Here is a 24,208-nt window from a genome sequence, read left to right as displayed (position 1 = left end):
GAGTCGCTAGAGCGTAGTCTGCGCGGCCCCCGTTCGGGTGCAAGGAAAAACCGCCAATGCCCTCGACAGCGGTGACAAGGATGTCGTCCAGCGCGATCTCGCCGGGGGCGTGCGGCGCGATCAGTAGCCTGGCAACGGGCGCGCCACGCCTGCGTCCACCCGGACGTAACGGCGCACTCGCAGCCGAGCGGCAGGCCGGGCACCTGTCCGGCGGATCGGCACGGTTGGCTTGACCGCGAAATCCCGTGCCGGGCCGCGCGGATGGCTGGTCGCAGGCCGCTGACCGACGAACCACTCCGCGATACTCGTTCCGGACGCCAAGGTCACGCCACCGATCGCCGCGCCCGGCGCGGCGGCCAGATGGACAGGAACAAGGTCCGGCTTCTTCTGGCCGAAAATATCCCGGGGGGTGTGGGGGGCTGGCCCCCCACCCGGTCGGATCGCGCAGGCGATCCGAAACCGTTCAGACCAGCCGGGAGTTTTCCACCGCGGCGCGGACGAAATCCGCGAAGAGGGGATGCGGCGCGAAGGGCTTGGATTTCAACTCGGGGTGGAACTGCACCCCCACGAACCAGGGGTGGTCGCGCCATTCCACGATCTCGGGCAGGCGCCCGTCGGGCGACATGCCCGCGAAGCCCAACCCGGCCTGTTCCAGCGTCTCGCGGTATTTCACGTCGACTTCGTAGCGATGACGGTGCCGCTCGTCGATTGCCGGCGTGCCATAGATGCCCGCCACGCGCGAGCCCTCGGCCAGCACCGCGTCGTAGGCGCCAAGACGCATGGTCCCGCCCTTGTCGTCGGTGTGTTTTCGCTTGACCTTGGCGTTGCCCCGCACCCATTCCTTGAGGTGATAGACCACCGGCTCGAACCGCTTCTTGCCGGCCTCGTGGTCGAACTCTTCCGAGCCGGCGGTGCTGACACCGGCCACGTTGCGCGCCGCCTCGATCACCGCCATCTGCATGCCCAGGCAGATGCCCAGATAGGGAATGTCGCGGGTCCGGGCGAATTGCGCGGCCTTGATCTTGCCTTCCGTGCCGCGCTCGCCGAAGCCGCCGGGCACGAGGATCGCGTGAAACCCCTCCAGGTGCGCGGCGGCGTCGTCCTGATCGAATATCTCGGCATCCACCCAGGAGACATTGACCTTGACCCGGTTGGCCATGCCACCGTGCGACAGGGCCTCCTTGATGGACTTGTAGGCGTCTTCCAGCTGCGTGTACTTTCCGACGATGGCCACGTTTACCGTGCCGTCCACGTTGTGGATGCGGTCGGCCACGTCGTCCCACACGCGCAGGTCGGGCCGTGGTGCCGGGTGGATGGCAAAGGCGTCCAGCACCGCCTGGTCCAGCCCCTCGCGGTGATAGGCCAACGGCGCCTCGTAGATCGAATTCAGGTCGTAGGCGGCGACCACGGCGCCCTTGCGCACGTTGCAGAACAGCGCGATCTTCTCGCGTTCCTTGTCGGGGATGGGCTGTTCCGACCGGCAAACCAGGATGTCCGGCGCGATGCCGATGCTCTGCAGTTCCTTGACCGAGTGCTGGGTCGGCTTGGTCTTGAGCTCGCCGCTGGCGGCCATATAGGGCAGCAGGGTCAGGTGCATGAAGATGCACTGACCGCGCGGCTTGTCGTGGCTGAACTGGCGGATCGCCTCGAAGAAGGGCAGGCCCTCGATATCGCCGACGGTGCCGCCGATCTCGCAGAGCATGAAATCGACCTCGTCGTCGCCGATGGCGATGAAATCCTTGATTTCATTGGTGACATGCGGAACAACCTGGATCGTCTTGCCCAGGTAGTCGCCGCGGCGCTCCTTCTCCAGCACGTTGGAATAGATGCGCCCGGACGAGACCGAGTCCGTCCCGCGCGCGGCGACCCCGGTGAAGCGTTCGTAGTGGCCCAGGTCCAGGTCGGTCTCGGCGCCGTCGTCGGTGACAAAGACCTCGCCGTGCTCGAAGGGCGACATGGTGCCGGGATCAACGTTGAGGTAAGGGTCCAGCTTGCGCAGCCGCACCGAGAAGCCGCGCGCCTGCAGCAGGGCCCCCAGCGCGGCCGAGGCCAGCCCCTTGCCAAGCGAAGAGACCACGCCGCCCGTGATGAAGATATAGCGCGCCATGTGCCGGATGCCCCCGTGAAATCTCGTATCGGTCTGGACGTGGGCCCACATAAGGCCCGATATCACGGGATTTGAGAGTATCCGGATTCGCCCCGCAAACGCAACCGGTAACGCAATATCATGGTGCGGGGGCGGCCCCGCCCGCAAAAAGTTGTGGCAGGTGCCGGGCTGTCAGTTCGCGTCTGGTACCAGCGGCGCATCACCCGTGGCACCGTCGGACCCGTCGCTCGAAGGCGGCAACAGCGCGTCGCCGTCCAGCGTCGGCGCCGTCGTGTCCTCCTCGGCCGCCTCGGCCGGAACGGCCCCGTCCACGACCGAGCTTTCGGCGGCCTCGCGCGCGGCGAGGATCGTCAGCGCGATCGAGGTGCTGATGAAGGCAACCGCCAGGAACCAGGTCAGCTTTCCAAGCGCCGTGGCCGCGCCACGCGACGACACCAGGCCGCCGCCGCCACCGCCGCCACCGCCGCCCATGCCCAGGCCACCGCCCTCGGAGCGCTGCATCAGCACGACGCCGATAAGGGTAAGCGCGAGCAGCAGGTGGATGACAAGAACGACGTTCTGCATGGGGCGGACTTTCGGTTGCGCGACATCGGCGTATCTAGAAGCCAAAGCGTCCGCCCGCAACCCCATTCGCCCTTTACCCGTGTCGCCACGCTGCTGTAAATGGGCGGTTGTGCGAGTACGTAAGGATGCCATGACCCAGACCCCGTCCGCCCGACCCATCCGCGCACCGCAATACCGTCGCGTTGTGAAGGCTGGTGGGGTTTCTAATGATGGCCGGGGCGGCTTTGGTGCCTGTCTGGACTGTTTGAGCGAGTGTCGCGGAGGTGGTGGGCGCATCCTTCCGGCCCGCCTCGCAGACAGCCGCCCGCAGCGATGGGTCGGTCCCAACCATCCATCATGTCTAGCGGCGACGGTTGCCCACCCAGCTTCCCAGCGCGGCCGCCGCTAGGCCGATCGATGCCATACCCGAGGGGATAACGATGAACAGGAAACCGAGCAGCCCGGTCAATCCACCGAATTCGTCATCGCCTTCGAAGTAGAAAAGAAGCCCTGAGCCTACCGTCAGCAGGACGAACAGGATCGCGAGCAGGGTCAGGATCTTGGGTGTTCGGTCGGTCATGCCGCTGCGGTCTGCGTGTACAACCTGGCAGCAGTGTGGCGATGTTCGGCAAAGTGGCGAAGCGGGGCGAAGTTTGCGGTTTCGCGGCCGCGCCCCCGCGTGTATTGCAACGGCGGTTTCAAATCCGGAGGTTTGTATGGCAAACGTGGTCGTGGTCGGCGCCCAGTGGGGCGACGAGGGCAAGGGCAAGATCGTCGACTGGCTGAGCGAACGCGCCGAGGTGATCTGCCGCTTCCAGGGCGGGCACAACGCGGGCCACACGCTGGTCATCGACGGCGCGGTCTACAAGCTGCACGCGCTGCCCTCGGGGGTGGTGCGCGGCGGCAAGCTGTCGGTCATCGGCAACGGCGTGGTGCTGGACCCCTGGCACCTGGTCGAGGAGATCGAGACGCTCCGCGCCCAGGGGGTCGAGATCACGCCCGAAACGCTGATGATCGCCGAGAACACGCCGCTGATCCTGCCCTTTCACGGCGAGCTGGACCGGGCCCGCGAGGGCCAGAACACCGTCGCCCGGATCGGCACGACGGGGCGCGGTATCGGCCCGGCCTACGAAGACAAGGTCGGCCGCCGGGTCATCCGCGTCGCCGATCTTGCCGACAGCGCGACGCTGCAGACCCGCGTCGACCGCGCGCTGGTGCACCACAACGCGCTGCGCCACGGGCTGGGGCTGGCGGCGATCGACCGTGATGCGCTGATCGCGCATCTCGAAGAGATCGCGCCGCGGATCCTGCCCTTTGCCGGCCCGGTCTGGAAGGTGCTGAACGACAAGCGCAAGGCGGGCCGCCGCATCCTGTTCGAGGGGGCGCAGGGGGCGCTGCTGGACATCGACTTCGGCACCTATCCTTACGTGACCTCGTCGAACGTCATCTCGGGGCAGGCGGCCACGGGCACCGGCGTCGGCCCGGGCAGCATCGAATACGTCCTCGGCATCGTGAAGGCCTATACCACACGCGTGGGCGAGGGGCCGTTTCCCACGGAACTGGACGACGCCGACGGCCAGCGCCTGGGCGAGCGGGGCCACGAATTCGGCACCACCACCGGGCGCCAGCGCCGCTGTGGCTGGTTCGACGCGGCCCTCGTGCGCCAGACCTGCGCCACCTCGGGCGTGACCGGCATCTCGCTGACCAAGCTCGACGTGCTGGACGGCTTCGAGACTCTGAAAATCTGCGTGGGCTACGATCTCGACGGCGAGCGGCTGGACTACCTGCCCACCGCCGCTGACAAGCAGGCGCGCTGCGTGCCGATCTACGAGGAACTGCCCGGCTGGCAAGACAGCACCGAGGGCGCGCGCAGCTGGGCCGACCTGCCCGCCAACGCCATCAAGTACGTCCGTCGGGTGGAAGAGTTGATCGAGTGCCCGGTGGCGCTATTATCCACGTCGCCGGAACGGGATGACACCATCCTGGTGACCGACCCCTTCGCCGACTGAGGAGGACCTTTGGCCCTGTCGCTCAAAGCCCGCAAGCGCCTGTCGCTGCTGATCCTCGTGGTGGGCCTGCCGGTCTACATCGTGGTCAGCGTCACGGTAGTGAACTGGATCTGGCCCGATCCGCTGTCGCGCCCGCCGCTGGGCGCGGAACTGGCGATCTACGTGGCGCTGGGCGTCCTCTGGGCCTTTCCGCTGAAATGGGTGTTCAAAGGCGTGGGCCAAGGCGAGTGACGCGGCGAGTGGCGGGCCCGCGAGACCAAGCGCGCGGTGCCCCCGTCGACCGACGGCCCCGCGTCTCGGGGCCTGTTTCGGACTCCGGCGGTCGATGACGATGCGGATACGCGCGGCCTAACCAAGTGACGCGGCGCGGGCCGTGGATGTTCTTCGCCGCTCGATCCGGGAGCTGTGCGTCAAGGATCATCGCGTTGACCCTGCCGAGATCGAGGCCTGGCTGGCCAACAAGACGGCCGAGTCCTGGGCCCTGTGGGTGGCACACCCCGAGGCTGACGTGCTGGTCGCGGACCGGGAGGGACTTGTCTGCGGGGTCGGCATGGTGCGGTCGCGCGGTGAGATCCTGTTGAACTACGTCTCGCCCGAGGCACGCTTTCAGGGGATCAGCACGGCGATGCTGGCCGCCCTCGAAGCGCGGGCCGTTGCCCGGGGCGCCGAGGCGATGCAGCTCGAAAGCACCCACACGGCCGAACGGTTCTATCTTGCCAGGGGGTATGTCCGGCAAGACGCGGGCGATCTGCTGAGGCTCGGCAAGAGGCTCGTGCCGTAGACACCCCGCCCTGGGGCGATCGGCCACGGGTCACGCCAGAGCGGCGGTCTTTCCCGCTTGACAGGATCCTTGCGCGGGCGCCCCCGAAAACGCGCGCCGGGGCGGGAAATCCCGCCCCGTTTCGCCCAGGTTTGATCCCGGTGCCTAGCTCGCTTGCCGTTGCGGATGGAAGCGGGTGTCCTCGGCGATCTGGAAACGGCCGTTGCGCACCTTGTTCAGCCGGCCTTCGCGCAGCAGGTCGGCAAAGCTGCGCAGGCCGTCCTCGCGGTTGAATCCCGGCGGCGCCACCTGGCGTACGCGGCGGATGATCTGCGGGCGCGAGAATTCCTCGGCGCCCTCGACGAAGGCGGTATAGGCGGCGGCCGCTTCCAGCAGATCGGGCAGGTCGCGCGCGCCCATGCGGTCAGCGAAGTCGGCGAACCCCTCGGTGCCGGTGCCCTCGGCCCGGGTCCGGGCCTGCACCCGGCGCGGACGCACGGGCTGCACCGGCTGGTCGGGGGTGGTTTCGGCCTCGGCCCCCTCGTTGTTCAGGTCGACGCGCTGAGAGGCGACCAGCTTGAGCGGGGCCGGGCGGGGGCGTTCGCTCTGCGCCCCTCTGCGAGCCTGGTCGGGCCGTGGCGCGCGGCGCGGGCGCACCACCTCATCGAGGTCCTCGCGGAAGGCATTCTCGACCTCGCCGGTGTCGCTCCGGTTGCCGGCCTGCCCTGTCGGGCCCTCGGCCTGGGTCGCGGCAACGGCGGCCTTGAGCTGGGCGATAGCGGCGCGGCGGCGATTGCCCTCGGGTTCCTTCATCTGGGCATCGGTCTCGTCCAGCAGCCGGGCGAGGGCGTCTTCGTCCTCTTCAGGGGTGGCAGCAAAACCGCGAGGCTGGGCCGTCGCGGTCTCCTCCCCGGTGGCCGGATCTTCCCCGGCTCCGGCGTCAATCGCGGCGTCCGCGTCAACCTCGGGGCCGGTGTTAGCGTCGGCACCAGTCTCAGCCTCGGCAGCGGTGTTGTCGTCGCCGCCGACGGCCCCGGCACCGGTGGCGGCCTCGGCCGCGGTGTCGGTGTCGCCGCTTACGGCTTCGAGCAGGTCCGCCTCTTCCTCGGGCGAGAGATCGGCATCGCCCTGTGCGCCAAGATACTGGTCCAGTTCATCCGCCCCGTCGAGCATGGCCAGATCGGGCGCCGCTGGTGCGTCGTCTCCCGCGTCGTGGCCTGCCGGATCGGGGTCGGTGTCCGACGCGGCCGGGCTGTCCTCTTGCGGCGTGGCGGGGGTGGCGTCGGCAGGCGCCTCGACCAAGCCGTCGATACCCTCTTCGAGACGGTGATAGGCGCGTTCGACAGGAGGGTCGGCGGCCTCGGCCTCTGGCGTGGCGGTCACGGCCTTTTCGGTGTCCGTCGCCGGCGTCGCGGCCGGATCGGTGATATCAGGCAGGTGCCCCATCTGCGCCGCGTCCGTGCCGCCCTGGTCCTCGGTGTAGTCCGATCCAGAGACCTCGGCGGTGTCGCGCCCGACGACAGCGCGGATGCGCTGCAGTTTGGCCGCGACGCTGTTGGCATCGGGATGGGCCGGGGCCTCGGCGAGGGATTTGACGGGCAACTCCTCTGTCTGCCGGGCAGCCGCCGAGGGGGGTGTGTCGGCGTCCTCCGGCGGATCGGTTTCGGCCGGTTGCCCGGTGGCCGTGGGCGGCGTGTCGGGCTGACCGGTGTCGGTGGCCTCGGCCGAATCGTCGTCATGCACCGCGGCCTGAGTATCGTCAGCCTGTTCATCCTGGTCACCGGACGCGTCGGCCTCAGGGGGCGTTTCCGGTTCCTGCGGCGCGGCGGGCGGTTGGTCGGCACTGGCGGGACCATCGGCCGGCGCCCGGCGCGACGGCGCGGCGGCCGCGGCCGAGACCGCGGCGGCAATGGCGGTGGACGAGGTCTCACCCGGCGCGGCGGCCGCGTCCAGACCGGGCCTCTCCGGGGAGGCCGGGGCCTCGGCGTCGGGCCGGGACAGGGCGGGGCGCAGGACGATACCGTCATCCTCGGCGCGCGCCTCGACCCGGCGCGAGATTTCCTTTTCGGCGATGCGGGCCAGCATCTCGGCATCCGGGGTTGGCGGTTCCGCCCCGAAATAGCGATCGTCCGAGGCGAGGTCCCGAAAATACTCGGCAATGGCCTTCATCGTGTTGAAGGAGTCGTCGAACCCCTCCAAGGTGCACGAGAAGGTGCCGTAAGAGACCGTCAGGATCTTGCTTGTTCCAACCATGGAATGCTCACTTTCTGTCTACCCAACATCGACGGGTTTACCATCAATTGGTTCGTGATCCGGAACGAAAGAACGTTAAGAGGAGTATTATTTAGTGACCCTTTTGTGGCGAGGCAGCACAGTTATGGATAGTGGAGCGTGAGTCGGGCCATTGTTTCAAGCCGGGCACCGATCACGCTTTTGGGCGGGTCGCATCATGCCGAGGCCGACCTGCACGCGGCCCTGGGCTGGGGGCCGCGACTGGTAGCCGCCGACGGCGGCGGTGACGCGGCGCTGCTGGCCGGGCAGCCGCCCGAGGCGGTGATCGGGGACATGGACAGCCTGTCGGCCTCGGGCCGGGAGGTCCTGCGCGATGTCCTGCACCCGGTAACGGAACAGGAGACCACCGATTTCGACAAGGCGTTGCGGGCGATCGACGCGCCGCTGGTTCTGGCTGTCGGGGTCTCGGGCGGGCGGATGGACCACGAGCTTGCCGCCCTGACCGTGCTGGCGCGCCACCCCGACCGGCCGTGCCTTGTAATCGGCAACGACAGCCTCGTGTTTCTCTGCCCGCCGCGCCTGCGGCTGGCGCTTGACCCGGGCACCACGGTGTCGGTCTATCCTCTGGCACCGGGGCGGGTGGAAAGCCACGGGCTGAAATGGCCGACGACCGGCCTGGACCTCGCGGCGGACGCGCGCGTGGGCACATCCAACCGTGCCACGGGGCCGGTGTACCTTGTCCCCGAGGGGCCGGGCATGCTGGTGATCCTGCCGCGCGCCCGTCTGGACGTGACGGTCAGGTCGCTTCTGGCGTCGGGGGGCGCGGGCGGCGGGCGATGGCCCGCTCGCGCCCTATGATGTAAAGTCCCGCCGCCACGGTCACGCAGATCCCCAGTGCGGCCAGTCCGCCCGGCAGGTCGCGAAAGATCAGCCAGCCGATCAGCGTGGCAAAGGGAATTTCCATGTATTGCATCGGTGCCACCGTGGCCGAGGGCGCAAACCGCAGCGACCATGTCATGAACAGGTGCGCCACGGTCCCGATCAGGGCCATCAACGCCAGCAGGCCGGGATTGCTGGTGCCGAGCCCGGCAAAGGACAGGAGCGGCAGCCCGGGCAGCGCGAGCGCAAGCGGCGCCAGAACGGCAATGGCCATCAGCCCCGAGACGCCCTGCAGGGCGATCGGGTCCACCGCCTTGGCGATCCTGCGCGTGACCAGCATGAAGCCGACGAAGGCAAGCGCGACGCCCAGCGGCAGCAGCGCGGGCCAGCCCGATTCGACGAAATTTGGCTGGATCACCATGAGCGTTCCGGCAAACCCGGCCGCGCAGGCGCCCAGGCGGTGCGGGCCGACGGCCTCGTCCAGCAGCAGCCAACCGGCCAGCAGCATCAGGAAGGGCATGACGAAGACGATGGCCAGCGCGTCGGCCAGCGGCAAGTGGCGCAGCGCCGTGAACATCAGGCCGATCCCGAGAACGTGCAGCGCCGTGCGCAGCGCGATCAGCCAGAGAACCCCGTTGCCGCGGGGCATCGGCAGCCGAAACGCCAGGGCCAGCGGCAGCAGCGTCACCGCCTGGGCGCCGAAGCGCACCGCCACCAGCGCGCCGATCGACAGCGTCGCGCCCAGCAGTTTGGCGATGGCATCGCCCAGCGGGGCGAGCACGCAGAAGGCGAGCATCAACAGGATGCCGAGATAGGGCCGATCATCGTCCATCCCGGCACGCTACAGCCCGTGCGGGCGGGCGCAAGGGGCGGCACGGCCCCGTGGACAAGGGCGCGCCGCTCTGGCTAGATCGCTGTGGACTGATAGGATCGGACGCGCCCCATGTTATCGACGCTGGCCCTGCACCTGGGCGCGCACAAGACGGCGACGACGACGCTGCAGCGTGCCTTCGATTCGCGCCGGCGCGAACTGCTGCGCCTTGGCACCGGATACCTCGGCCCCGGTGACCTGCGCGATGAGCCGGACCTGGTCTTTCCCAAGCCCGAGATGGCACCGGATCGCGTCGCGCAGGTTCAGGGCCGCACGGCGCGCGTGTTGGACACCCTTGTGCCCGCCGCCCTGGGCGCGCGGCGCAGCCGGCTCCTGCTGAGCGAGGAAAACATCCTCGGCACGCCGCGCCTGATGTTGCGCCATGCCGCGCTCTATCCCGGGCTGACGGCCCGTCTGGGGGCGCTTCCGGCGGACTGGGACATGGCCGGCACGCATGTCTTCCTGTCGATCCGCGATTACGCGGGCTTTTTCGCCTCGTGCCACAGCACCGTGGCGCAACAGGGCGTCTGGGTGCCGTTCGGGGCCGAGGAACGGGCGGCGCTGGCACGGATGCCCCGGCGCTGGCCCGACGTGGTGGCCGATATCCGTGCCACCCTTCCAGCCGCGCGGCTGACCGTCTGGCGCTACGAGGAGTTGCACGCCACCGGCCAGGCCGTGGTCGAGGCCATGGCCGGCGGCCCCTTCGAGATCGACCTGGCAGGGCCCGGCGCAATGGGGGCGCTCAGCGCCGGCGCCATGGCGGGCATCGCCGCAGCCAGTGCCGCTGCCGGGGGCGCGCGTCTGCCCGGCGCGCAGGTGCGCCGCATCCGGCAGGGCACCGAAGGGAGCGGCCCCTACGACCCGTGGGAGCCGGAGACGCGCGCCGCGCTCTCGGACCTCTATGCCGAGGACTGCGCCCGGATCGGCCGCATGGACGGGGTCGAGCTGCTCTAGACCGGGCTGCCCGGCGGGGCCTTGGTGGCCTGGTCGGCGCGCGAGATTTGGCGTTCGCGGTGGATCACGAAAAGGCCCGCCCCCATGATCACCGCGATGCCGGCCAGTGTCAGCGGATCGGGGAAATTGCCGAAAACCAGATAGCCCAGCGCGGTTGCCATCACGATTTCCAGGTAGTGCAGCGGGGCGAGCGTGGCCGAAGGCGCAAAGGTCAGGGCCTGGGTCATCATCATGTGGCTGAGCGTGGCAAAACCCCCGACGCCCAGCAGCCAGAGCCAGGCCGTCCCCTCCGGCATCACCGGGTCGAGCGTGGGCCAGCCGCGCCCGTCGGCCAGCCAGACCACCGGCACCGTTGCCAGCGCCGCGATCGCCGCGGTGTGAAACTGCATCGTTACCGGGTGCATGCGCCGCGAGAGCCCGCGCGTGATCAACATGTAGGCGGCAAAGCTGACGGCGGTCCCCAGCGGCAGCAATGCGACATGGCCGAAGGCCACGAAACTGGGCTGGATGACCAGAAGCGCCCCGGCAAAGCCCACCACGGCGGCGCCGATGCGGCGCGGGCCGATCTCGTCGCCGAAGAGGAAGCGCGCGACAAAGAGGATGATGAAGGGCTCGACGAAGACGATGGCCAGCGCGTCGGCGATCGGCATGACCCGGATCGCGGCGATGAAGAAATAGGTCGAGAGCACGAGAAACAGCGCTCGCCACAGCAGCAGGGCGGTGGTGCCCGGGCCGGGCCGCAGGCGCAGACCCAGCCAGAGGCAGACCGGCAGCATCAGCGCGGCCTGTATCACGAAGCGCGCGGCGGTGATCTGGCCCACCGGCAGGGTCCGGGCGGCCAGCTTGGCAGCGACGTCCAGCATGGGCGCGGACATGCAGAACCCGATCATCAACAGGATGCCGGGCAGGATGCGGTCGGGCGCGGGGGTGTCGAGGGTGCTCATGCCGATGCACCTAAAGGGCCGGCAGGGTGGGGTCCAGACCGGCGGTGGGGCGGCCTACTCGGCCGGTTGGAAGCCGGTGATGAGCTGGCGCAGGCCCAGGGCCGCCCCGGCGAGGATCGCCGCGAAGGTGACAGGCGCGCTCCAGGCCAGCACGGAAAAGGCGGACAGGCCCTGGCCGATGGAACAGCCCAGCGCCACCACAGCACCGACACCCATCAGGGCCGCGCCGAGGATTTGGCGGCGCAGCTCGCGCGGGTCCTCGCAGGCCTCCCAGCGGAAATGACCCTTGATGAGCGACCCGATGAAGGCGCCTATCAGCACGCCCACCACCGAGCCGATCCCGAAGGTCAGCTCGTTGCCCGAGGCGGTCATGGCGTAGAGCATGGTCGCTCCCACCGGCGCGGTGAAGGTGTGCGATTGCACCGGCGTCTCGGCAAAGCTCTCGATAGCCAGCCACTGGGTGCCGGCCCAGGCCAGCACCACTGACAGCCCCACGACGGTGCCCCAGGCGATGGCCGCCGGGGCGGCGCGCAACAGGGGCGAGCGCAGGGCAAAGGCCAGGATCAGCCCCCCGAGACCGAGGCCGAAGATCACCGGCGACACCCCGGTGAGCGCGCCCAGCCCGTGGGCGATGCCCGGCGGCGTGCCGGTGGCCGCCGGTTCGGGAAAGACGGCCACCCGCAGCCAAGCCAGCGGCCCCGACAGCGTGATGAGCGCCGACAGCCCCATCACCAGCACGATCACGAAAGAGCGCAGGTCGCCACCGCCCAGCCGCGCCAGCGCGCCGTAGCCGCAGTTTCCGGCGATGGCCATGCCGTAGCCGAAGATCAGCCCGCCCACGATCGAGGCCAGCGGGTTCCAGGCCTGCGCGAGATAGGCGCTCTGGCCCGCGTCGAAGGCGCCCAGCCCGACCAGCGCGAAGCTGCCGATCACCGCCACGCCGATGGCGACGGCCCACATCCGCATCCGGGTATCGTCATGTCCGTAAAGCCAGTCCTCGATCGCGCCGAGCGTGCAGAACCGGCCGAAACGGGCCGCGAGGCCCAGCAAAACGCCCCCGCAAAGCCCGACCAGGGCCGCCGCGTTGGCGTAGCCGATCGTCTCCAGCATTTTCTCCTCCCGGTTGCCTGCGACAGGCTCAGCCGTCGCGGCAGAACATGTCGTAGACGAGGTCCAGTATTTGCCGAGACCGGTCGTCGGTCAAGCGGTAGTAGATCGTCTTGCCCTCGCGCCGGGGGGTGACAAGCCCCTCAAGCCGCAGGCGCGACAATTGCTGCGAGACCGCGGCCTGCCGCGCCGACAGCAGGCTCTCCAGGTCGGTCACTGATTTCTCGCCCGTGGCCAGGTGGCACAGGATCATCAGCCGGCCCTCGTGGCTGATCGCCTTGAGGAAATTCGACGCCTCGGTGGCGCGCTCGGCCATCCGGTCGAGTTCCTCGGGCGGGATGTCGTTGTCTATGACGGGAAGCCCCATGATCCACCTTCCGCGGGTTTCGCAGACCTTACCGGTTTCGGGCCCGGGCGCGAAAGGTGCCCCGGGCGCGTCCGCGGTCACTTGCGCGTTATGCGCAACAGGGGGCGGGGCGTCCTTCATCCCTCAGCCGCCGGCTCGATCAGGCCGGCGTCGGCCGCCATCCGCTCGGCCAGGGCCCAGAAGAAGTCCTCGCCGGGATAGCCTTCGATCCGGTTCAGTTCGACCCCGTCGACGACCAGAACGAAGGTGGGGGTGAAGGTCAGGCGGCGGGCCAGCTCAAGGTCGGCCGGCACGGGGTCGTGCAGGTCGATCCGGCGCAGCGGGGCCGCGGCGCCGAGGTCCGTCTTGGGATAGATCGGGCCGATCTCGGCGTCCCAGCGCTGGCAATAGGCACAACCGGCCTGTTCGACCATGACCATCTGAACCTCGGCGCCGGCCTGCGTGTCCTGCGCGCGCGCCTGTGGGGCGCCGGACAGGGCCGGGGCCAGGGCGAGGCAGAGTGCGGCGAGGAAGCGGAGCATGACGCAATTGACCTATCGTTTTCACTTAGCATAATTTGAATATGTGAATTCTTCAAGGAGCCGGCATGTTCGACGTGTCTTTCATGGGCGCTTTTCTGGCCGGGCTGCTGGCGTTTCTGACGCCCTGCATCCTGCCCATGGTGCCTTTCTACTTTTCCTACATGGCCGGGATCTCCATGGCTGAACTGCGCGGCGACGGGCGAATCGCGCCGGGCGCGCAGAAGCGATTGACCATTTCCGCGCTGATGTTCGCGCTGGGCGTGACCACCATATTCATGCTGCTGGGGCTGGGGGCCACCGCGCTGGGCCAGGCCTTCGCCGCCATCAAGGAGCCGCTCAGCTACGTCGCCGCCGCGGTGATCTTCGTCTTCGGGCTGCATTTTCTCGGGGTGCTGCGCCTGCCGTTCCTGATGCGCGAGGCGCGCATGGAAAGCACCTCGGACCCCTCCACGGTGCTGGGGGCCTACGTGATGGGGCTGGCCTTCGGATTCGGCTGGACCGCCTGTGTCGGGCCGGTGCTGGCCACGATCCTGATGATGGCCAGCGGCATGGGCGACCTTTTGCAGGGCACCCTACTGCTGGCGGTTTTCGGGCTGGGCATGACGCTGCCCTTCGTCATCGCCTCGTTCTTCGCCAAGCCGTTTCTGGGGGTCATGCAGCGGCACCGGGCGCGCATGGCCCACGTGGAAAAGGCCATGGGCGTTCTGCTGATCGTCTTCGCGATCCTGATCGCGACCAACACGATCAACGCCATCGGCAACTGGATGATCGAGACGTTCCCGGCGTTCAGCAACCTCGGCTAGACCGGCCGACATCGAAAAAGGGAGGAGACCCGATGTTCAAGACAGTGTTCAAACCCGTGATCGCGGCCCTTGCGGCGCTGACCCTCATGGCCCCGGTGCAGGCGGCGGAGCTGGGCGACGACGGCCTGCACAAGGCCGACTGGATGCAGCAGACGTTCCTTGACCTGCGCGAGGATCACGCCGATGCCACCGCGCAGGGCAAGCGCCTCGCGGTGATGATCGAGCAGCGCGGCTGCATCTACTGCACCCAGATGCACGAGGAGGTCTACCCGATCCCCGAGATCGACGCGCTGCTGCACGAGGAGTTCTATGTCGTGCAGATCAACATGTTCGGCGATCTGGAGGTTACGGATTTCGATGGTGAATCCCTGCCCGAGAAGGAGATGGTGCAGAAGTGGGGCGCCATGTACACGCCGACCATCTACTTTTTCCCCGAAGAGGTGACGCAAGAGGCGCCCGCCAACCGCGTGGCCGCCGCCTATGTGCCCGGCGCGCTCAGCCCCGGCATGTTCCACAACATGCTGACCTACGTGCGCGACGGGGTTTACCAAGAGGAAAACTTTCAGAAGTATCACGCGCGCATATTCAACGCGGGCGAGGGGCTCTATGCCGAGGGGGGCGAGTAGCGCCGCGCCTGACCGGCCTCACGACGTGGCAGCCCGGCAGCCCCCTAACTCCCGCGTGGCGGGGATTGCGTTGGCGCGCATGAATTCACGCTTATGAATTTGATGTTGCGAGTCGCCCGTTCTGTGCGCTACGGTATACACAATAAGAAAGTCGAAAGACCTCAGAAGGACACCAGGGAGGAACAATGAAGCGAACACTTGCATTGGCCGTTTGTGTGGCCATGGGCGGCAGCGTGGCGCTGGCCGACATGCTGGCCCCGGCCGACGTCACATACGGCGACTACGGCGCGGTCGAGCAGTCTCTGACCGGCACGCCCGGCGACCCCGAGAATGGCGCCCAGGTCTTTCTGGCGCGCAAGCTGGGCAACTGCCTCGCCTGTCACGCCAATTCGGACATGGCCGACCAGCCGTTCCACGGCGAGGTGGGGCCGCCCCTCGACGGCATCGGCAGTTACCGGACCGAGGCGGAGCTGCGCGGCATGATCATCAATTCCAAGAAGACGTTCCAGGGAACGATCATGCCGGCCTTCTATGTCGCCGACGACTTCACCCGCAACCAGGACAAGTTCGAGGGCGAGACGATCCTGACGGCCCAGCAGGTCGAGGACGTTGTCGCCTACCTTATGACCCTGACCGACTGAGCCGAGGTCAGGGAACCGCGAACCCGAGAGGAGAAATCATGAGCTTTTCGCGTAGAGAGACCATCCTGATGGCGCTGGGGGCCGCGGCGGCGACCACGCTTCCGATGCAGGCCCGCGCCGCCATCGAGGATGCCATTGCCGCCTTCACCGACGGGGCAGAGCCGACGGAAGGGGGCATCACCCTGACCGCGCCCGAGATCGCCGAGAACGGCAACACAGTTCCGATCGAGGTCAGCGCCCCCGGCGCCGCCGCGATCACCATCCTGGCCGCGGACAACCCGACCCCGGATGTCGCCACCTTCAACTTCGGCCCGCTGGCCGGGGCGCAGGCCGCCTCAACCCGCATGCGCCTGGCCGGCACGCAGGACGTGATCGCCATCGCCCGGATGAACGACGGCTCGTTCGTGCAGGCGAGCCAGGAAGTCAAGGTCACCATCGGCGGCTGCGGCGGCTAACCCAACGAGAGGATTGAAGACATGGCAGACAACGTTACCCCCCGCGTCCGCGTCCCCCGTGATGCCGCCGCCGGCGACACCATCACCATCAAGACGCTGATCTCGCACCCCATGGAGTCCGGACAGCGCAAGGACAGTGACGGCAACACCATCCCACAGTCGATCATCAACCGCTTCACCTGCGAGTTCAACGGCGAGAGCGTCGTCGAGATGATCCTCGAACCGGCGATTTCCACCAACCCCTTCATCGAGTTTCAGGCGACCGTACCCGAAAGCGGCACCTTCGCCTTCACCTGGTACGACGACGACGGGTCGATCTACGAGGAATCGAAGGACATCGCCGTCAGCTGAGGCTGGCGGACCACAGGGAGGACAACAATAATGAGACTGTCGACACTCAAGACCGCGGCCTGCGGACTGGCCCTCGTGGCCGCCCCGCTGGCCGCCAGTGCCGAGGATCTGTTGATCAACGGCCAGGTCGAGATCAACACCGAGGTCCAGCCGGCCGATCACATGAAGGGGATCGTGCCGGTGGTTCGGTCGGGCTGGACCTTCCGGTCGCCCGAGACGCAGGTCCTGCAGATGGACGATTTCGACAACCCCGGCATGATCTTCGTCGACCAGGGCATGTCGCTCTGGCAGACCGGCGACGGCGAGACCGGCGAGTCCTGCGCCGATTGCCATGGCGACATGGCCGAGTCGATGGAAGGCGTGCGCGCCTCGATGCCCAAGATGAACCCCGAGGGCACCGATCTCTGGACGCTCGAGGAAAACATCAACAATTGCCGGACCGAGCGGATGGAGGCCGACGAATGGGCCTGGGAATCCTCCGAGATGCTGGCCATGACCGCGGCCATCGGCAAGCAGTCGCGCGGCATGCCCGTCGATGTGGAAATCGACGGCCCGGCCCGCGAGTGGTGGGAGCGCGGTGAAGAACTCTACTATCAGCGCGTCGGCCAGCTCGACATGGCCTGTGCCAACTGCCACGAGGACAACTACGACAACATGATCCGGGCCGATCATCTGTCGCAGGGCCAGATCAACGGCTTTCCGGTCTACCGCCTCAAGTGGGGCGGGCTCGGGTCGATCCACCGCCGGTTCAAGGGCTGCATGAAGAACATCCGCGCAGAGCCGTACAACCGCGGCTCGGACGAGTTCAAGGCGCTGGAGCTTTACGTGGCCTCGCGCGGGGCCGGCCTCGACGTCGAAACGCCCTCCGTCCGCAACTGATCCGAAGGCCCGCGCCGGTTCCGCCGGTGCGGGTTTTCTTTGATCTCAGATATTCACTTTTGCGCATATGATCCGCAAAAGGGGACCGGGACCCGGCGACCCCGACCCGGCAGACCAAGACCAGAAGGATCCGCTCATGATCTCCCGTCGCGATTTTCTCCAGGCCTCGATGGCCGCTTCGGCCCTTGTCGGGGCCTCGGGCTTCGGCAACTGGAGCAGGCTGGCCGCACAGCAGGCCCTCACGCAGGACCAGCTGTTGCAGTTCGACACCTTCGGGAACGTCTCGCTGATCCACATCACCGACATTCACGCCCAGCTCAAGCCGATCTATTTCCGCGAGCCGGAGGTCAACATCGGCGTGGGCGACAACCGGGGCGTGGTGCCGCATGTCACCGGCGCGGATTTCCGCAAGCTCTACGGGATCGAGGACGGCAGCCCCTCGCATTACGCGCTGACCTACAACGATTTCTCGGCGCTGGCGCGGACCTACGGCAAGATGGGCGGCATGGACCGCGTGGCCACTGTGGTGAACGCGATCCGCGGCGACCGGCCCGACGCCATCCTGCTGGACGGCGGCGACACCTGGCACGGCTCCTACACCTGCTACCAGACCGAGGGGCAGGATGTCGTCAACGTGATGAACGCCCTCAAGCCCGACGCGATGACCTTCCACTGGGAATTCACGCTGGGCCAGGACCGGGTCCGCGAGATCGTGGCCGACCTGCCCTTCGACGCGCTGGGCCAGAACATCTTCGACGCCATGTGGGACGAACCGGCGGCCGAGTTCAAACCCTACCGGTTCTTCGAGCGCGGTGGCGCCAAGGTGGCGGTGATCGGCCAGGCCTTCCCCTACATGCCCATCGCCAACCCCGGCTGGATGTTCCCCGACTATTCCTTCGGCATCCGCGACGAGCACATGCAGAAGATGGTCGACGAGGTGCGCGCCCAGGGCGCCGAATGCGTGGTCTGCCTGTCGCACAACGGCTTCGACGTGGACAAGAAGATGGCCTCGGTCGTCTCCGGCATCGACGTGATCCTGTCGGGCCACACCCACGACGCGCTGCCCGAACCGGTGACGGTCGGCGACACGATCGTCGTCGCCTCGGGCTCGAACGGCAAGTTCGTCAGCCGCGTCGACCTCGATATCCGCAACGGCCGCATGATGGGCTTCCGGCACAAGCTGATCCCGATCTTTTCCGACGTGATCGCGCCCGACCCGACGGTCGCCGGCCTGATCGACGACCAGCGCGCGCCCTTCAAGGATCAGCTGGACGAGGTCATCGGCCAGACCGACGGGCTGCTCTACCGCCGCGGCAATTTCAACGGCAGCTGGGATGATCTGATCTGCGACGCGCTGATGAGCGAACGCGAGGCCGACATCGCCATGTCGCCCGGCGTGCGCTGGGGGCCGTCGATCCTGCCGGGCCAGGACATCACCCGCGAGGATATCTGGAACGTCACCTCGATGACCTATGGCCGCGCCTATCGCACCGAGATGACGGGCGAGTTTCTTCACACCGTGCTGGAGGACGTGGGCGACAACCTGTTCAACCCCGACCCCTACTACCAGCAGGGCGGCGACATGGTCCGCATCGGCGGCATGGGCTATCGTATCGACGTGACCAAGCCGCAGGGCAGCCGGATTTCGGACATGACGCTGCTGTCCACGGGCGCGCCGATCGACCCAGAAAAGAGCTACGTGGTGGCCGGCTGGGCCTCCGTGAACGAGGGCACCGAGGGTCCGCAGATCTGGGACGTGGTCGAGGACCACATCTGCAAGCAGGGCACCGTGACCGTGACGCCGAATACCAGCGTCAAGGTCGTGGGCGCCTGAGCCGATTGACGCATCGAGAGGACGAGACATGGACATGAAGTTCAAGGGCAAGAAGCCGTCGCGGCGGTCCTTCCTGACCGGGGCGGCGGCAGCCGGCGCCGGCAGCGTCGCCGCCACCGTCGCCAAGGGGCAGACCGCCCCCGACCCGGCGATCACCGAGCTGCAGGACTGGCAGGTCTACCTGGGCGACGGCGTCGATGCCGCCCCCTACGGCATGCCGTCCAAGCACGAACGCCACGTGGTGCGCCGCACCGTGGACTGGCTGACGGCCGACAATATCTCGTCGATCAACTTCACGCCGCTGCACGAGCTTGACGGAATCATCACGCCCAACGGCGTCTGCTTCGAGCGCCATCACAGCGGCGCCGCCGAGATCGACCCGGCCGAGCACCGCCTGATGATCAACGGCCTGGTGGACCGCGAGCTGGTCTTCACCATGGACGACCTGATGCGGTTCCCGCGGGAAAACCACGTGTATTTCCTGGAATGCGCGGCCAATACCGGCATGGAATGGGCGGGGGCGCAGCTCAACGGCTGCCAGTTCACCCACGGCATGATCCACAACGTCATGTACACGGGCATACCGCTCAAGCTTCTGCTGGCCGAGGCGGGCATCAAGACCAACGCCAAGTGGGTCCTGCCCGAGGGCGCCGACGCCGCGGCCATGACCCGCTCGATCCCCATGGAAAAGGCGCTGGACGATTGCCTTGTTGCCTTCAAGATGAACGGCGAGGCCCTGCGCGCCGAACAGGGCTACCCGGTGCGACTGGTCGTTCCCGGCTGGGAAGGCAATATGTGGGTCAAATGGCTGCGCCGCATCGAGGTGGGCGACAAGCCCTGGCACCACCGCGAGGAGACCAGCAAGTATACCGACCTGCTGGAAAACGGCGAGGCGCGCCGCTTCACTTGGGAGATGGACGCCAAATCGGTCATCACCAACCCCAGCCCACAGGCGCCGCTGACCCATGGCCCCGGCTATACCGTGCTGACCGGTGTCGCCTGGTCGGGCCGCGGGACGATCCCGCGGGTGGACGTGACGCTGGACGGCGGCAAGAGCTGGCACCAAGCTCGCATGTCCGGCCCGAGCATGAACAAGTCCATGCACCGCTTCTATTTCGAGTTCGACTGGGACGGCAAGCCGCTGCTACTGCAAAGCCGCGCCCACGACAGCACCGGGTACGTGCAGCCCACCAAGCACCAGCTACGCGACTGGCGGGGCGAGAACTCCATCTACCACAACAACGGTATCCAGACCTGGTACGTGAACGAGAATGGCGAGGCCGAGAATGTCGAAATTTCCTAACCAACTCGCCTTGGTCGCCGTGGCTGCGACCTCGGTCATCGCGCTGAGCGTCGGCCTGTCCGAGCGCGCCGCGCACACCGCCGAGGTCGCCGCCGCCGCGGCACAGGCCGAGGCCGACACCATGGCCGCGCAGGCCACCGCCCCCGACGCCGAAACCACCGAAACCGAAGAGGTCGCGGACGCTGCACCCGCCGAGACCGAAGCGGTCGACGAGGGCACCGAGGACACCGTTGCCGAGGCAACAGCCCCTGCCGAGGCCGAGGCCCCCGCCGACGCCGCGGCCACCGAAACCGTCACGGCAAAGGCGAGCGCCGAGGCCGGCGACACCTTCGAGGGCGGCACCTCGTCGCCCGCGCTTTTCGTCGGGGCCGCCTGGGCGCAAAGCCACGAAAGCCCCATGATCGGCGAGCTTGACGGCATCAGTTTCGACCTCGGCCGCGAAGCGCTGGACGAGGAAGTTGCCGCCTGGGACATCGACATCCGCCCCGATGGCGCCGGCCTGCCCGCGGGTTCGGGCGATGTCTGGACCGGCGAGGAGGTCTACATCGACAACTGCGCCCAGTGCCACGGCGACTTCGGCGAGGGACGGGCGCGCTGGCCCGTGCTTTCGGGGGGCTGGGACACGCTGGAACGCGAGGACCCGGTCAAGACCCCCGGCTCCTACTGGCCCTACCTGTCCACCGTCTGGGACTACGTGCACCGGGCCATGCCCTACGGCCAGGCCCAGAGCCTGACCGACGACGAGGTCTACGCGGTCACGGCCTATATCCTCTATCTCAACAATCTCGTGGAGGACGATTTCGAGCTGTCGCAGGACACTTTCACCGAGGTCAGCTTGCCCAACGAGGACGGTTTCTTCATGGATGACCGCGCCGAGGGCGAGATACCGGCCTTCAGCGAAGAGCCCTGCATGGAGGACTGCAAGGACAGCGTCGAGATCACCATGCGCGCCAGCGTGCTGGACGTCACACCCGAGGACGAAGAGGCCGAGGCGACCGAGGCCGCCGCCGAGACCACCAGCGAGACGGAGACGCAAGAGGCCGCGGCCGAGACGTCGGAGACGGAGTCCACCGAGGAGGTCGCCGCGGTCGATCCGGCGCTGGTCGAGGAAGGCGAGGGCGTCTTCCGCAAGTGCCAGGCTTGCCACCAGGTCGGCGACGGCGCGCGCAACGGCGTCGGCCCGCATCTCAACGGCGTGCTGGGGCGCGCCATCGGCGGGATCGAGGGCTTCCGGTATTCGGGCGTCTTCGAGGAGGCCAACGCCGCGGGCGAGGTCTGGACCCCCAAGCGCCTCGGGGAATACCTTGCCGATCCGCGCGGCGCCATGCCGGGCACGAACATGTCCTTCGCCGGCCTGCGCAGCGAGGACGAGATCGCGGCGATCACCGCCTACCTCTCGACCTTCGAGGCGCAGTGATGATCCGCCGGGCGCTTCTCCCGGCGGTGATCCTCGCCGGCCTGGGCAGCAGCGCCGCCGCACAGGTGGGGGGCGATCCCGACCGCGGCGAGGCGCTCTTTCAGTCGGACTGCGCGTCCTGTCACCAGGTGGGGCAGGGCGCGCGCAACCGGGTCGGCCCGCATCTGAACGGGATCTTCGATCGCCGCGCCGGCGCCATCGAGGGTTTCCGCTATTCCGAGGACATGATGCTGCGGGCGGATGCCGGTCTGAAGTGGACCTTCGAGACGCTGGACCGCTACATCGAGAACCCCCGTGTCTTCGTCAGCCGCACCCGGATGAACTACGCCGGGATGGCGGATGCCGAGGATCGCGCCGACCTGCTGGCCTACCTGCGGCTGTTCTCGGCCGACCCGGCCGACATTCCGGAGGCCGCGCCCACGGCGGCGGCGGTGGATCATTCGGTCGACCCGGAAATCCTCGCCATCGTGGGCGACCCGGCCTATGGTGAATACCTGTCCGGCGAGTGCACCTCGTGCCATCAGGAAAGCGGCGCCGCCAACGGCATCCCGTCGATCACCAACTGGCCCGAGGATGTCTTCGTTACCGCGATGCACGCCTACAAGGAGGGCGTGCGTCAGCACAACGTCATGCAGATGACGGCCAGCCGCCTGTCGAACGAGGAGATCGCGGCGCTGGCCGCCTATTTCGCGACGGTCGAATAGGGACGGACAGGACGGGGTCGGGAGGGCTCCGCCACCAAGGGGGACCGGGCAGCCGGACCACAACGACGCCGGGCCAATCGGCGCGCCAAGCAATAAAGGGAGGAGACCCGACATGAAACTGAACAGAAGAGCCTTCATCGGCACCGCGGCCGCGGGCGCGGCCACGCTTTCGGCGCCCCGCGTCATGGGCCAGGACAGCGGCCGCCCGCGCGTCGTCGTCATCGGCGGCGGCTCAGGTGGGGCCACGGCGGCGCGCTACATTGCCAAGGACTCGAACGGCGCGATCGACGTGACCCTGATCGAGCCGACACGCGCCTATTACACCTGCTATTTTTCGAACCTCTACATCGGCGGCTTCCGCGAGATGGATAGCCTCGGCCATTCCTACGGCACGCTCGCGGGCAGCTACGGGATCAACGTGCTGCACGACTGGGCCACCGGCGTGGACCGCGACGCGCGGACCGTGACCACCGCGGGGGGGTACACGCTGGGCTACGACCGGCTGATCCTGTCGCCCGGGATCGACTTCGTGGACGGGGCCGTGCCCGGCTGGGACATCAGCGCCCAGGACCGGATGCCCCATGCCTACAAGGCCGGCAGTCAGACCGAATTGCTCAAGGCGCAAATCGAGGCCATGCCCGAGGGCGGCACCTATGCCATGGTCGCCCCGCCCAATCCCTACCGCTGCCCGCCGGGCCCCTACGAACGGGTCAGCATGGTCGCCCACCTGCTGAGCGAGATCAATCCGACGGCCAAGATCCTGATCGCCGATCCCAAGCAGAACTTTTCCAAGCAAGCGCTTTTCGAGGACGGCTGGCGCAACAACTACGCCGGCATGATCGAGCGCATCGGCCCGGACTTCGGTGGCGACGATGTCGAGGTCGACCCCGAGGCCATGACCCTATCGATCGGCGGCGCGGTCGAGAACGTGGATGTCTGCAACGTGATCCCGGCCATGAAGGCCGGCCGCATCGCCGAGATCGCCGGCGTCACCGAGGGCAACTGGGCGCCGGTCAACGCCACCGACCTGTCCAGCACCATGGACGAGAACGTCCATGTGCTCGGGGATAGCGCGGCGCAGGGCGACATGCCGAAATCCGGCTTCGCGGCCAACAGCCAGGCCAAGGTCTGCGCCAACGCCGTGCGCGGGGCCCTGACCGGCTCCAGCGTCTTCCCGGCGCGCTTCGCAAATACTTGCTGGTCGCTGATCGACACCGACAACGGGGTCAAGGTGGGCGCCACCTACGAGGCCACCGAGGAAAAGATCGCCAAGGTCGACGGCTTCATCTCGGACACTGGCGAAAGCGCCGAGGTCCGGGCCGCGACCTACCGCGAGTCGATCGGCTGGTACGACGGAATCACCGCCGACATGTTCGGCTGACCGACCGGTCCCGCGGGCCTTGATTCAGGTCAAGGCCCGCGGAATGCCTGTCGGTGAAAATGGCGCCCAACACGGAGGAGACCCCATGAAAACGCTTGCCGCCCTGGCCCTGTGCCTGACCGCATCAACCGCACTGGCGCAAGAGGCCGTCATGACCCCCTTCGAGGGCAGTTTCGACGATGCCACCTTCGCCGTCGAGAACGAGATCATCGGCCGCGGCCTGGTGATCGACTATGTCAGCCACGTCGGCGACATGCTCAACCGCACCGGCGAAGATGTCGGCTCGGACGTCACCATCTTCGAAGCCGCCGACGTCTTCCTGTTCTGCTCGGCCACCGTATCGCGCGAGGTCATGGAAGCCGACCCGATGAACATCGCGCATTGCCCCTACGGCATCTTCGTCACGGAACGTGACGGCGAGGTCATGATCGGGCATCGCACCTACCCGGACGGGCCGATGCAGACCGTCGAAACCCTTCTGGACGAGATCGTCCAGGCCGCCGCGGGGACCTGACCGGAC

26 protein-coding genes are annotated in these 24,208 nt (G+C 67.7%); 17 read left to right on the top strand and 9 right to left on the bottom strand.

The genetic code is table 11. The annotated features are described in order from the left end of the window. Positions 1-463: 463 nt before the first annotated feature. The 3 genes from BU124_RS00935 to BU124_RS00925 form a co-directional block, all read right to left on the bottom strand. Positions 464-2,107 carry a CTP synthase gene (locus BU124_RS00935; RefSeq protein WP_084860559.1) on the bottom strand — a complete coding sequence of 548 codons (1,644 nt, stop codon included), beginning with the start codon at positions 2,105-2,107 and terminating at the stop codon, positions 464-466. A 171-nt stretch (positions 2,108-2,278) separates the two neighbouring features. After that, positions 2,279-2,671 (bottom strand): preprotein translocase subunit SecG, encoded by a 393-nt coding sequence (secG, locus tag BU124_RS00930; protein ID WP_084860558.1) that lies wholly within the window; start codon positions 2,669-2,671, stop codon positions 2,279-2,281. A gap of 340 nt (positions 2,672-3,011) precedes the next feature. Beyond that, positions 3,012-3,230 carry a hypothetical protein gene (locus BU124_RS00925; protein ID WP_084860557.1) on the bottom strand — a complete coding sequence of 73 codons (219 nt, stop codon included), beginning with the start codon at positions 3,228-3,230 and terminating at the stop codon, positions 3,012-3,014. Between the two features lie 136 nt (positions 3,231-3,366). Between BU124_RS00925 and BU124_RS00920 the strand changes: the two genes are divergently transcribed. The 3 genes from BU124_RS00920 (at position 3,367) to BU124_RS00910 (ending at position 5,440) form a co-directional block, all read left to right on the top strand. Continuing rightward, on the top strand, positions 3,367-4,659 hold the full coding sequence (locus BU124_RS00920; protein WP_084860556.1) for an adenylosuccinate synthase: 1,293 nt from the start codon (positions 3,367-3,369) through the stop codon (positions 4,657-4,659). Positions 4,660-4,668: 9 nt separating this feature from the next. After that, positions 4,669-4,890: a DUF2842 domain-containing protein gene (locus tag BU124_RS00915; RefSeq protein WP_084860555.1), complete on the top strand. Its 222-nt coding sequence runs from the start codon at positions 4,669-4,671 to the stop codon at positions 4,888-4,890. 142 nt (positions 4,891-5,032) lie between these two features. Then, on the top strand, positions 5,033-5,440 hold the full coding sequence (locus BU124_RS00910) for a GNAT family N-acetyltransferase (RefSeq protein WP_084860554.1): 408 nt from the start codon (positions 5,033-5,035) through the stop codon (positions 5,438-5,440). Positions 5,441-5,584: 144 nt separating this feature from the next. On the opposite strand, the gene BU124_RS00905 is transcribed toward BU124_RS00910, so the two are convergent. Beyond that, positions 5,585-7,672 carry a hypothetical protein gene (locus BU124_RS00905; RefSeq protein WP_084860553.1) on the bottom strand — a complete coding sequence of 696 codons (2,088 nt, stop codon included), beginning with the start codon at positions 7,670-7,672 and terminating at the stop codon, positions 5,585-5,587. A 138-nt stretch (positions 7,673-7,810) separates the two neighbouring features. Between BU124_RS00905 and BU124_RS00900 the strand changes: the two genes are divergently transcribed. Further along, complete coding sequence (locus BU124_RS00900) at positions 7,811-8,509, top strand: thiamine diphosphokinase (protein WP_084860552.1); 699 nt, start codon at positions 7,811-7,813, stop codon at positions 8,507-8,509. On the opposite strand, the gene BU124_RS00895 is transcribed toward BU124_RS00900, so the two are convergent. Continuing rightward, the gene (locus BU124_RS00895) at positions 8,448-9,362 is read right to left on the bottom strand and encodes a DMT family transporter (RefSeq protein ID WP_084860551.1); all 915 of its coding nucleotides are present in this window, start codon (positions 9,360-9,362) and stop codon (positions 8,448-8,450) included. The two genes, BU124_RS00900 and BU124_RS00895, sit on opposite strands and share 62 nt — an antisense overlap. Positions 9,363-9,473: 111 nt before the next feature. On the opposite strand from BU124_RS00895, the gene BU124_RS00890 reads away from it, so the two are divergent. Continuing rightward, on the top strand, positions 9,474-10,355 hold the full coding sequence (locus BU124_RS00890; protein ID WP_084860550.1) for a hypothetical protein: 882 nt from the start codon (positions 9,474-9,476) through the stop codon (positions 10,353-10,355). On the opposite strand, the gene BU124_RS00885 is transcribed toward BU124_RS00890, so the two are convergent. The 4 genes from BU124_RS00885 to BU124_RS00870 form a co-directional block, all read right to left on the bottom strand. Continuing rightward, positions 10,352-11,299: a DMT family transporter gene (locus tag BU124_RS00885; RefSeq protein ID WP_084860549.1), complete on the bottom strand. Its 948-nt coding sequence runs from the start codon at positions 11,297-11,299 to the stop codon at positions 10,352-10,354. The genes BU124_RS00890 and BU124_RS00885 overlap by 4 nt on opposite strands. A gap of 54 nt (positions 11,300-11,353) precedes the next feature. Beyond that, positions 11,354-12,409 (bottom strand): YeeE/YedE family protein, encoded by a 1,056-nt coding sequence (locus BU124_RS00880; RefSeq protein ID WP_084860548.1) that lies wholly within the window; start codon positions 12,407-12,409, stop codon positions 11,354-11,356. Positions 12,410-12,437: 28 nt separating this feature from the next. After that, positions 12,438-12,773 (bottom strand): ArsR/SmtB family transcription factor, encoded by a 336-nt coding sequence (locus BU124_RS00875; protein ID WP_084860678.1) that lies wholly within the window; start codon positions 12,771-12,773, stop codon positions 12,438-12,440. 116 nt (positions 12,774-12,889) lie between these two features. Beyond that, positions 12,890-13,294 (bottom strand): thioredoxin domain-containing protein, encoded by a 405-nt coding sequence (locus BU124_RS00870; protein WP_084860547.1) that lies wholly within the window; start codon positions 13,292-13,294, stop codon positions 12,890-12,892. Between the two features lie 65 nt (positions 13,295-13,359). On the opposite strand from BU124_RS00870, the gene BU124_RS00865 reads away from it, so the two are divergent. The 12 genes from BU124_RS00865 (at position 13,360) to BU124_RS00810 (ending at position 24,202) form a co-directional block, all read left to right on the top strand. After that, the gene (locus BU124_RS00865) at positions 13,360-14,097 is read left to right on the top strand and encodes a cytochrome c biogenesis CcdA family protein (protein ID WP_084860546.1); all 738 of its coding nucleotides are present in this window, start codon (positions 13,360-13,362) and stop codon (positions 14,095-14,097) included. A 32-nt stretch (positions 14,098-14,129) separates the two neighbouring features. After that, positions 14,130-14,723: a thioredoxin family protein gene (locus tag BU124_RS00860; RefSeq protein ID WP_084860545.1), complete on the top strand. Its 594-nt coding sequence runs from the start codon at positions 14,130-14,132 to the stop codon at positions 14,721-14,723. A gap of 185 nt (positions 14,724-14,908) precedes the next feature. Then, positions 14,909-15,364 (top strand): sulfur oxidation c-type cytochrome SoxX, encoded by a 456-nt coding sequence (soxX, locus tag BU124_RS00855; protein ID WP_084860544.1) that lies wholly within the window; start codon positions 14,909-14,911, stop codon positions 15,362-15,364. Between the two features lie 38 nt (positions 15,365-15,402). Further along, positions 15,403-15,819, top strand: coding sequence for a thiosulfate oxidation carrier protein SoxY (gene soxY, locus BU124_RS00850; protein ID WP_084860543.1), 417 nt, complete (start codon positions 15,403-15,405; stop codon positions 15,817-15,819). Between the two features lie 21 nt (positions 15,820-15,840). Further along, on the top strand, positions 15,841-16,170 hold the full coding sequence (gene soxZ / locus BU124_RS00845) for a thiosulfate oxidation carrier complex protein SoxZ (RefSeq protein WP_084860542.1): 330 nt from the start codon (positions 15,841-15,843) through the stop codon (positions 16,168-16,170). A 30-nt stretch (positions 16,171-16,200) separates the two neighbouring features. Next, entirely contained in the window at positions 16,201-17,049 is an 849-nt protein-coding gene (gene soxA, locus BU124_RS00840; RefSeq protein ID WP_084860541.1) for a sulfur oxidation c-type cytochrome SoxA, read from the top strand. 136 nt (positions 17,050-17,185) lie between these two features. Further along, on the top strand, positions 17,186-18,883 hold the full coding sequence (soxB, locus tag BU124_RS00835) for a thiosulfohydrolase SoxB (protein ID WP_084860540.1): 1,698 nt from the start codon (positions 17,186-17,188) through the stop codon (positions 18,881-18,883). 28 nt (positions 18,884-18,911) lie between these two features. Beyond that, positions 18,912-20,186 carry a sulfite dehydrogenase gene (gene soxC, locus BU124_RS00830; protein ID WP_084860539.1) on the top strand — a complete coding sequence of 425 codons (1,275 nt, stop codon included), beginning with the start codon at positions 18,912-18,914 and terminating at the stop codon, positions 20,184-20,186. After that, a complete protein-coding gene (locus tag BU124_RS00825; protein ID WP_245831566.1) occupies positions 20,170-21,603 on the top strand; it encodes a c-type cytochrome in 1,434 nt (477 codons plus the stop codon). The genes soxC and BU124_RS00825 overlap by 17 nt, the downstream gene beginning before the upstream one ends. After that, positions 21,603-22,307: a c-type cytochrome gene (locus tag BU124_RS00820; RefSeq protein ID WP_084860538.1), complete on the top strand. Its 705-nt coding sequence runs from the start codon at positions 21,603-21,605 to the stop codon at positions 22,305-22,307. Before BU124_RS00825 ends, BU124_RS00820 begins: the two co-directional genes overlap by 1 nt. Positions 22,308-22,419: 112 nt before the next feature. After that, positions 22,420-23,688 carry an NAD(P)/FAD-dependent oxidoreductase gene (locus BU124_RS00815; protein WP_084860537.1) on the top strand — a complete coding sequence of 423 codons (1,269 nt, stop codon included), beginning with the start codon at positions 22,420-22,422 and terminating at the stop codon, positions 23,686-23,688. A gap of 85 nt (positions 23,689-23,773) precedes the next feature. Continuing rightward, positions 23,774-24,202: a DUF302 domain-containing protein gene (locus BU124_RS00810; RefSeq protein ID WP_084860536.1), complete on the top strand. Its 429-nt coding sequence runs from the start codon at positions 23,774-23,776 to the stop codon at positions 24,200-24,202. Positions 24,203-24,208: the final 6 nt, after the last annotated feature.

This window comes from Salibaculum halophilum (genome assembly GCF_002094885.1).
Taxonomy (GTDB): Bacteria; Pseudomonadota; Alphaproteobacteria; order Rhodobacterales; family Rhodobacteraceae; genus Salibaculum; species Salibaculum halophilum.
Note: the sequence above shows the minus strand (reverse complement) of the source record. Positions and strands in the feature narration are given on the sequence as shown.

Coding starts and splice junctions, on each gene's coding strand:
- soxB (WP_084860540.1), top strand. CDS start 17,186: ATGATCTCCCGTCGCGATTTTCTCCAGGCCTCGATGGCCGCTTCGGCC.
- soxY (WP_084860543.1), top strand. CDS start 15,403: ATGAGCTTTTCGCGTAGAGAGACCATCCTGATGGCGCTGGGGGCCGCG.
- BU124_RS00920 (WP_084860556.1), top strand. CDS start 3,367: ATGGCAAACGTGGTCGTGGTCGGCGCCCAGTGGGGCGACGAGGGCAAG.
- BU124_RS00875 (WP_084860678.1), bottom strand. CDS start 12,773: ATGGGGCTTCCCGTCATAGACAACGACATCCCGCCCGAGGAACTCGAC.
- BU124_RS00885 (WP_084860549.1), bottom strand. CDS start 11,299: ATGAGCACCCTCGACACCCCCGCGCCCGACCGCATCCTGCCCGGCATC.
- BU124_RS00870 (WP_084860547.1), bottom strand. CDS start 13,294: ATGCTCCGCTTCCTCGCCGCACTCTGCCTCGCCCTGGCCCCGGCCCTG.
- soxC (WP_084860539.1), top strand. CDS start 18,912: ATGGACATGAAGTTCAAGGGCAAGAAGCCGTCGCGGCGGTCCTTCCTG.
- BU124_RS00905 (WP_084860553.1), bottom strand. CDS start 7,672: ATGGTTGGAACAAGCAAGATCCTGACGGTCTCTTACGGCACCTTCTCG.
- soxZ (WP_084860542.1), top strand. CDS start 15,841: ATGGCAGACAACGTTACCCCCCGCGTCCGCGTCCCCCGTGATGCCGCC.
- BU124_RS00815 (WP_084860537.1), top strand. CDS start 22,420: ATGAAACTGAACAGAAGAGCCTTCATCGGCACCGCGGCCGCGGGCGCG.
- soxX (WP_084860544.1), top strand. CDS start 14,909: ATGAAGCGAACACTTGCATTGGCCGTTTGTGTGGCCATGGGCGGCAGC.
- BU124_RS00935 (WP_084860559.1), bottom strand. CDS start 2,107: ATGGCGCGCTATATCTTCATCACGGGCGGCGTGGTCTCTTCGCTTGGC.
- BU124_RS00880 (WP_084860548.1), bottom strand. CDS start 12,409: ATGCTGGAGACGATCGGCTACGCCAACGCGGCGGCCCTGGTCGGGCTT.
- BU124_RS00820 (WP_084860538.1), top strand. CDS start 21,603: ATGATCCGCCGGGCGCTTCTCCCGGCGGTGATCCTCGCCGGCCTGGGC.
- soxA (WP_084860541.1), top strand. CDS start 16,201: ATGAGACTGTCGACACTCAAGACCGCGGCCTGCGGACTGGCCCTCGTG.
- BU124_RS00890 (WP_084860550.1), top strand. CDS start 9,474: ATGTTATCGACGCTGGCCCTGCACCTGGGCGCGCACAAGACGGCGACG.
- BU124_RS00865 (WP_084860546.1), top strand. CDS start 13,360: ATGTTCGACGTGTCTTTCATGGGCGCTTTTCTGGCCGGGCTGCTGGCG.
- BU124_RS00895 (WP_084860551.1), bottom strand. CDS start 9,362: ATGGACGATGATCGGCCCTATCTCGGCATCCTGTTGATGCTCGCCTTC.
- BU124_RS00860 (WP_084860545.1), top strand. CDS start 14,130: ATGTTCAAGACAGTGTTCAAACCCGTGATCGCGGCCCTTGCGGCGCTG.
- BU124_RS00825 (WP_245831566.1), top strand. CDS start 20,170: ATGTCGAAATTTCCTAACCAACTCGCCTTGGTCGCCGTGGCTGCGACC.
- secG (WP_084860558.1), bottom strand. CDS start 2,671: ATGCAGAACGTCGTTCTTGTCATCCACCTGCTGCTCGCGCTTACCCTT.
- BU124_RS00810 (WP_084860536.1), top strand. CDS start 23,774: ATGAAAACGCTTGCCGCCCTGGCCCTGTGCCTGACCGCATCAACCGCA.
- BU124_RS00925 (WP_084860557.1), bottom strand. CDS start 3,230: ATGACCGACCGAACACCCAAGATCCTGACCCTGCTCGCGATCCTGTTC.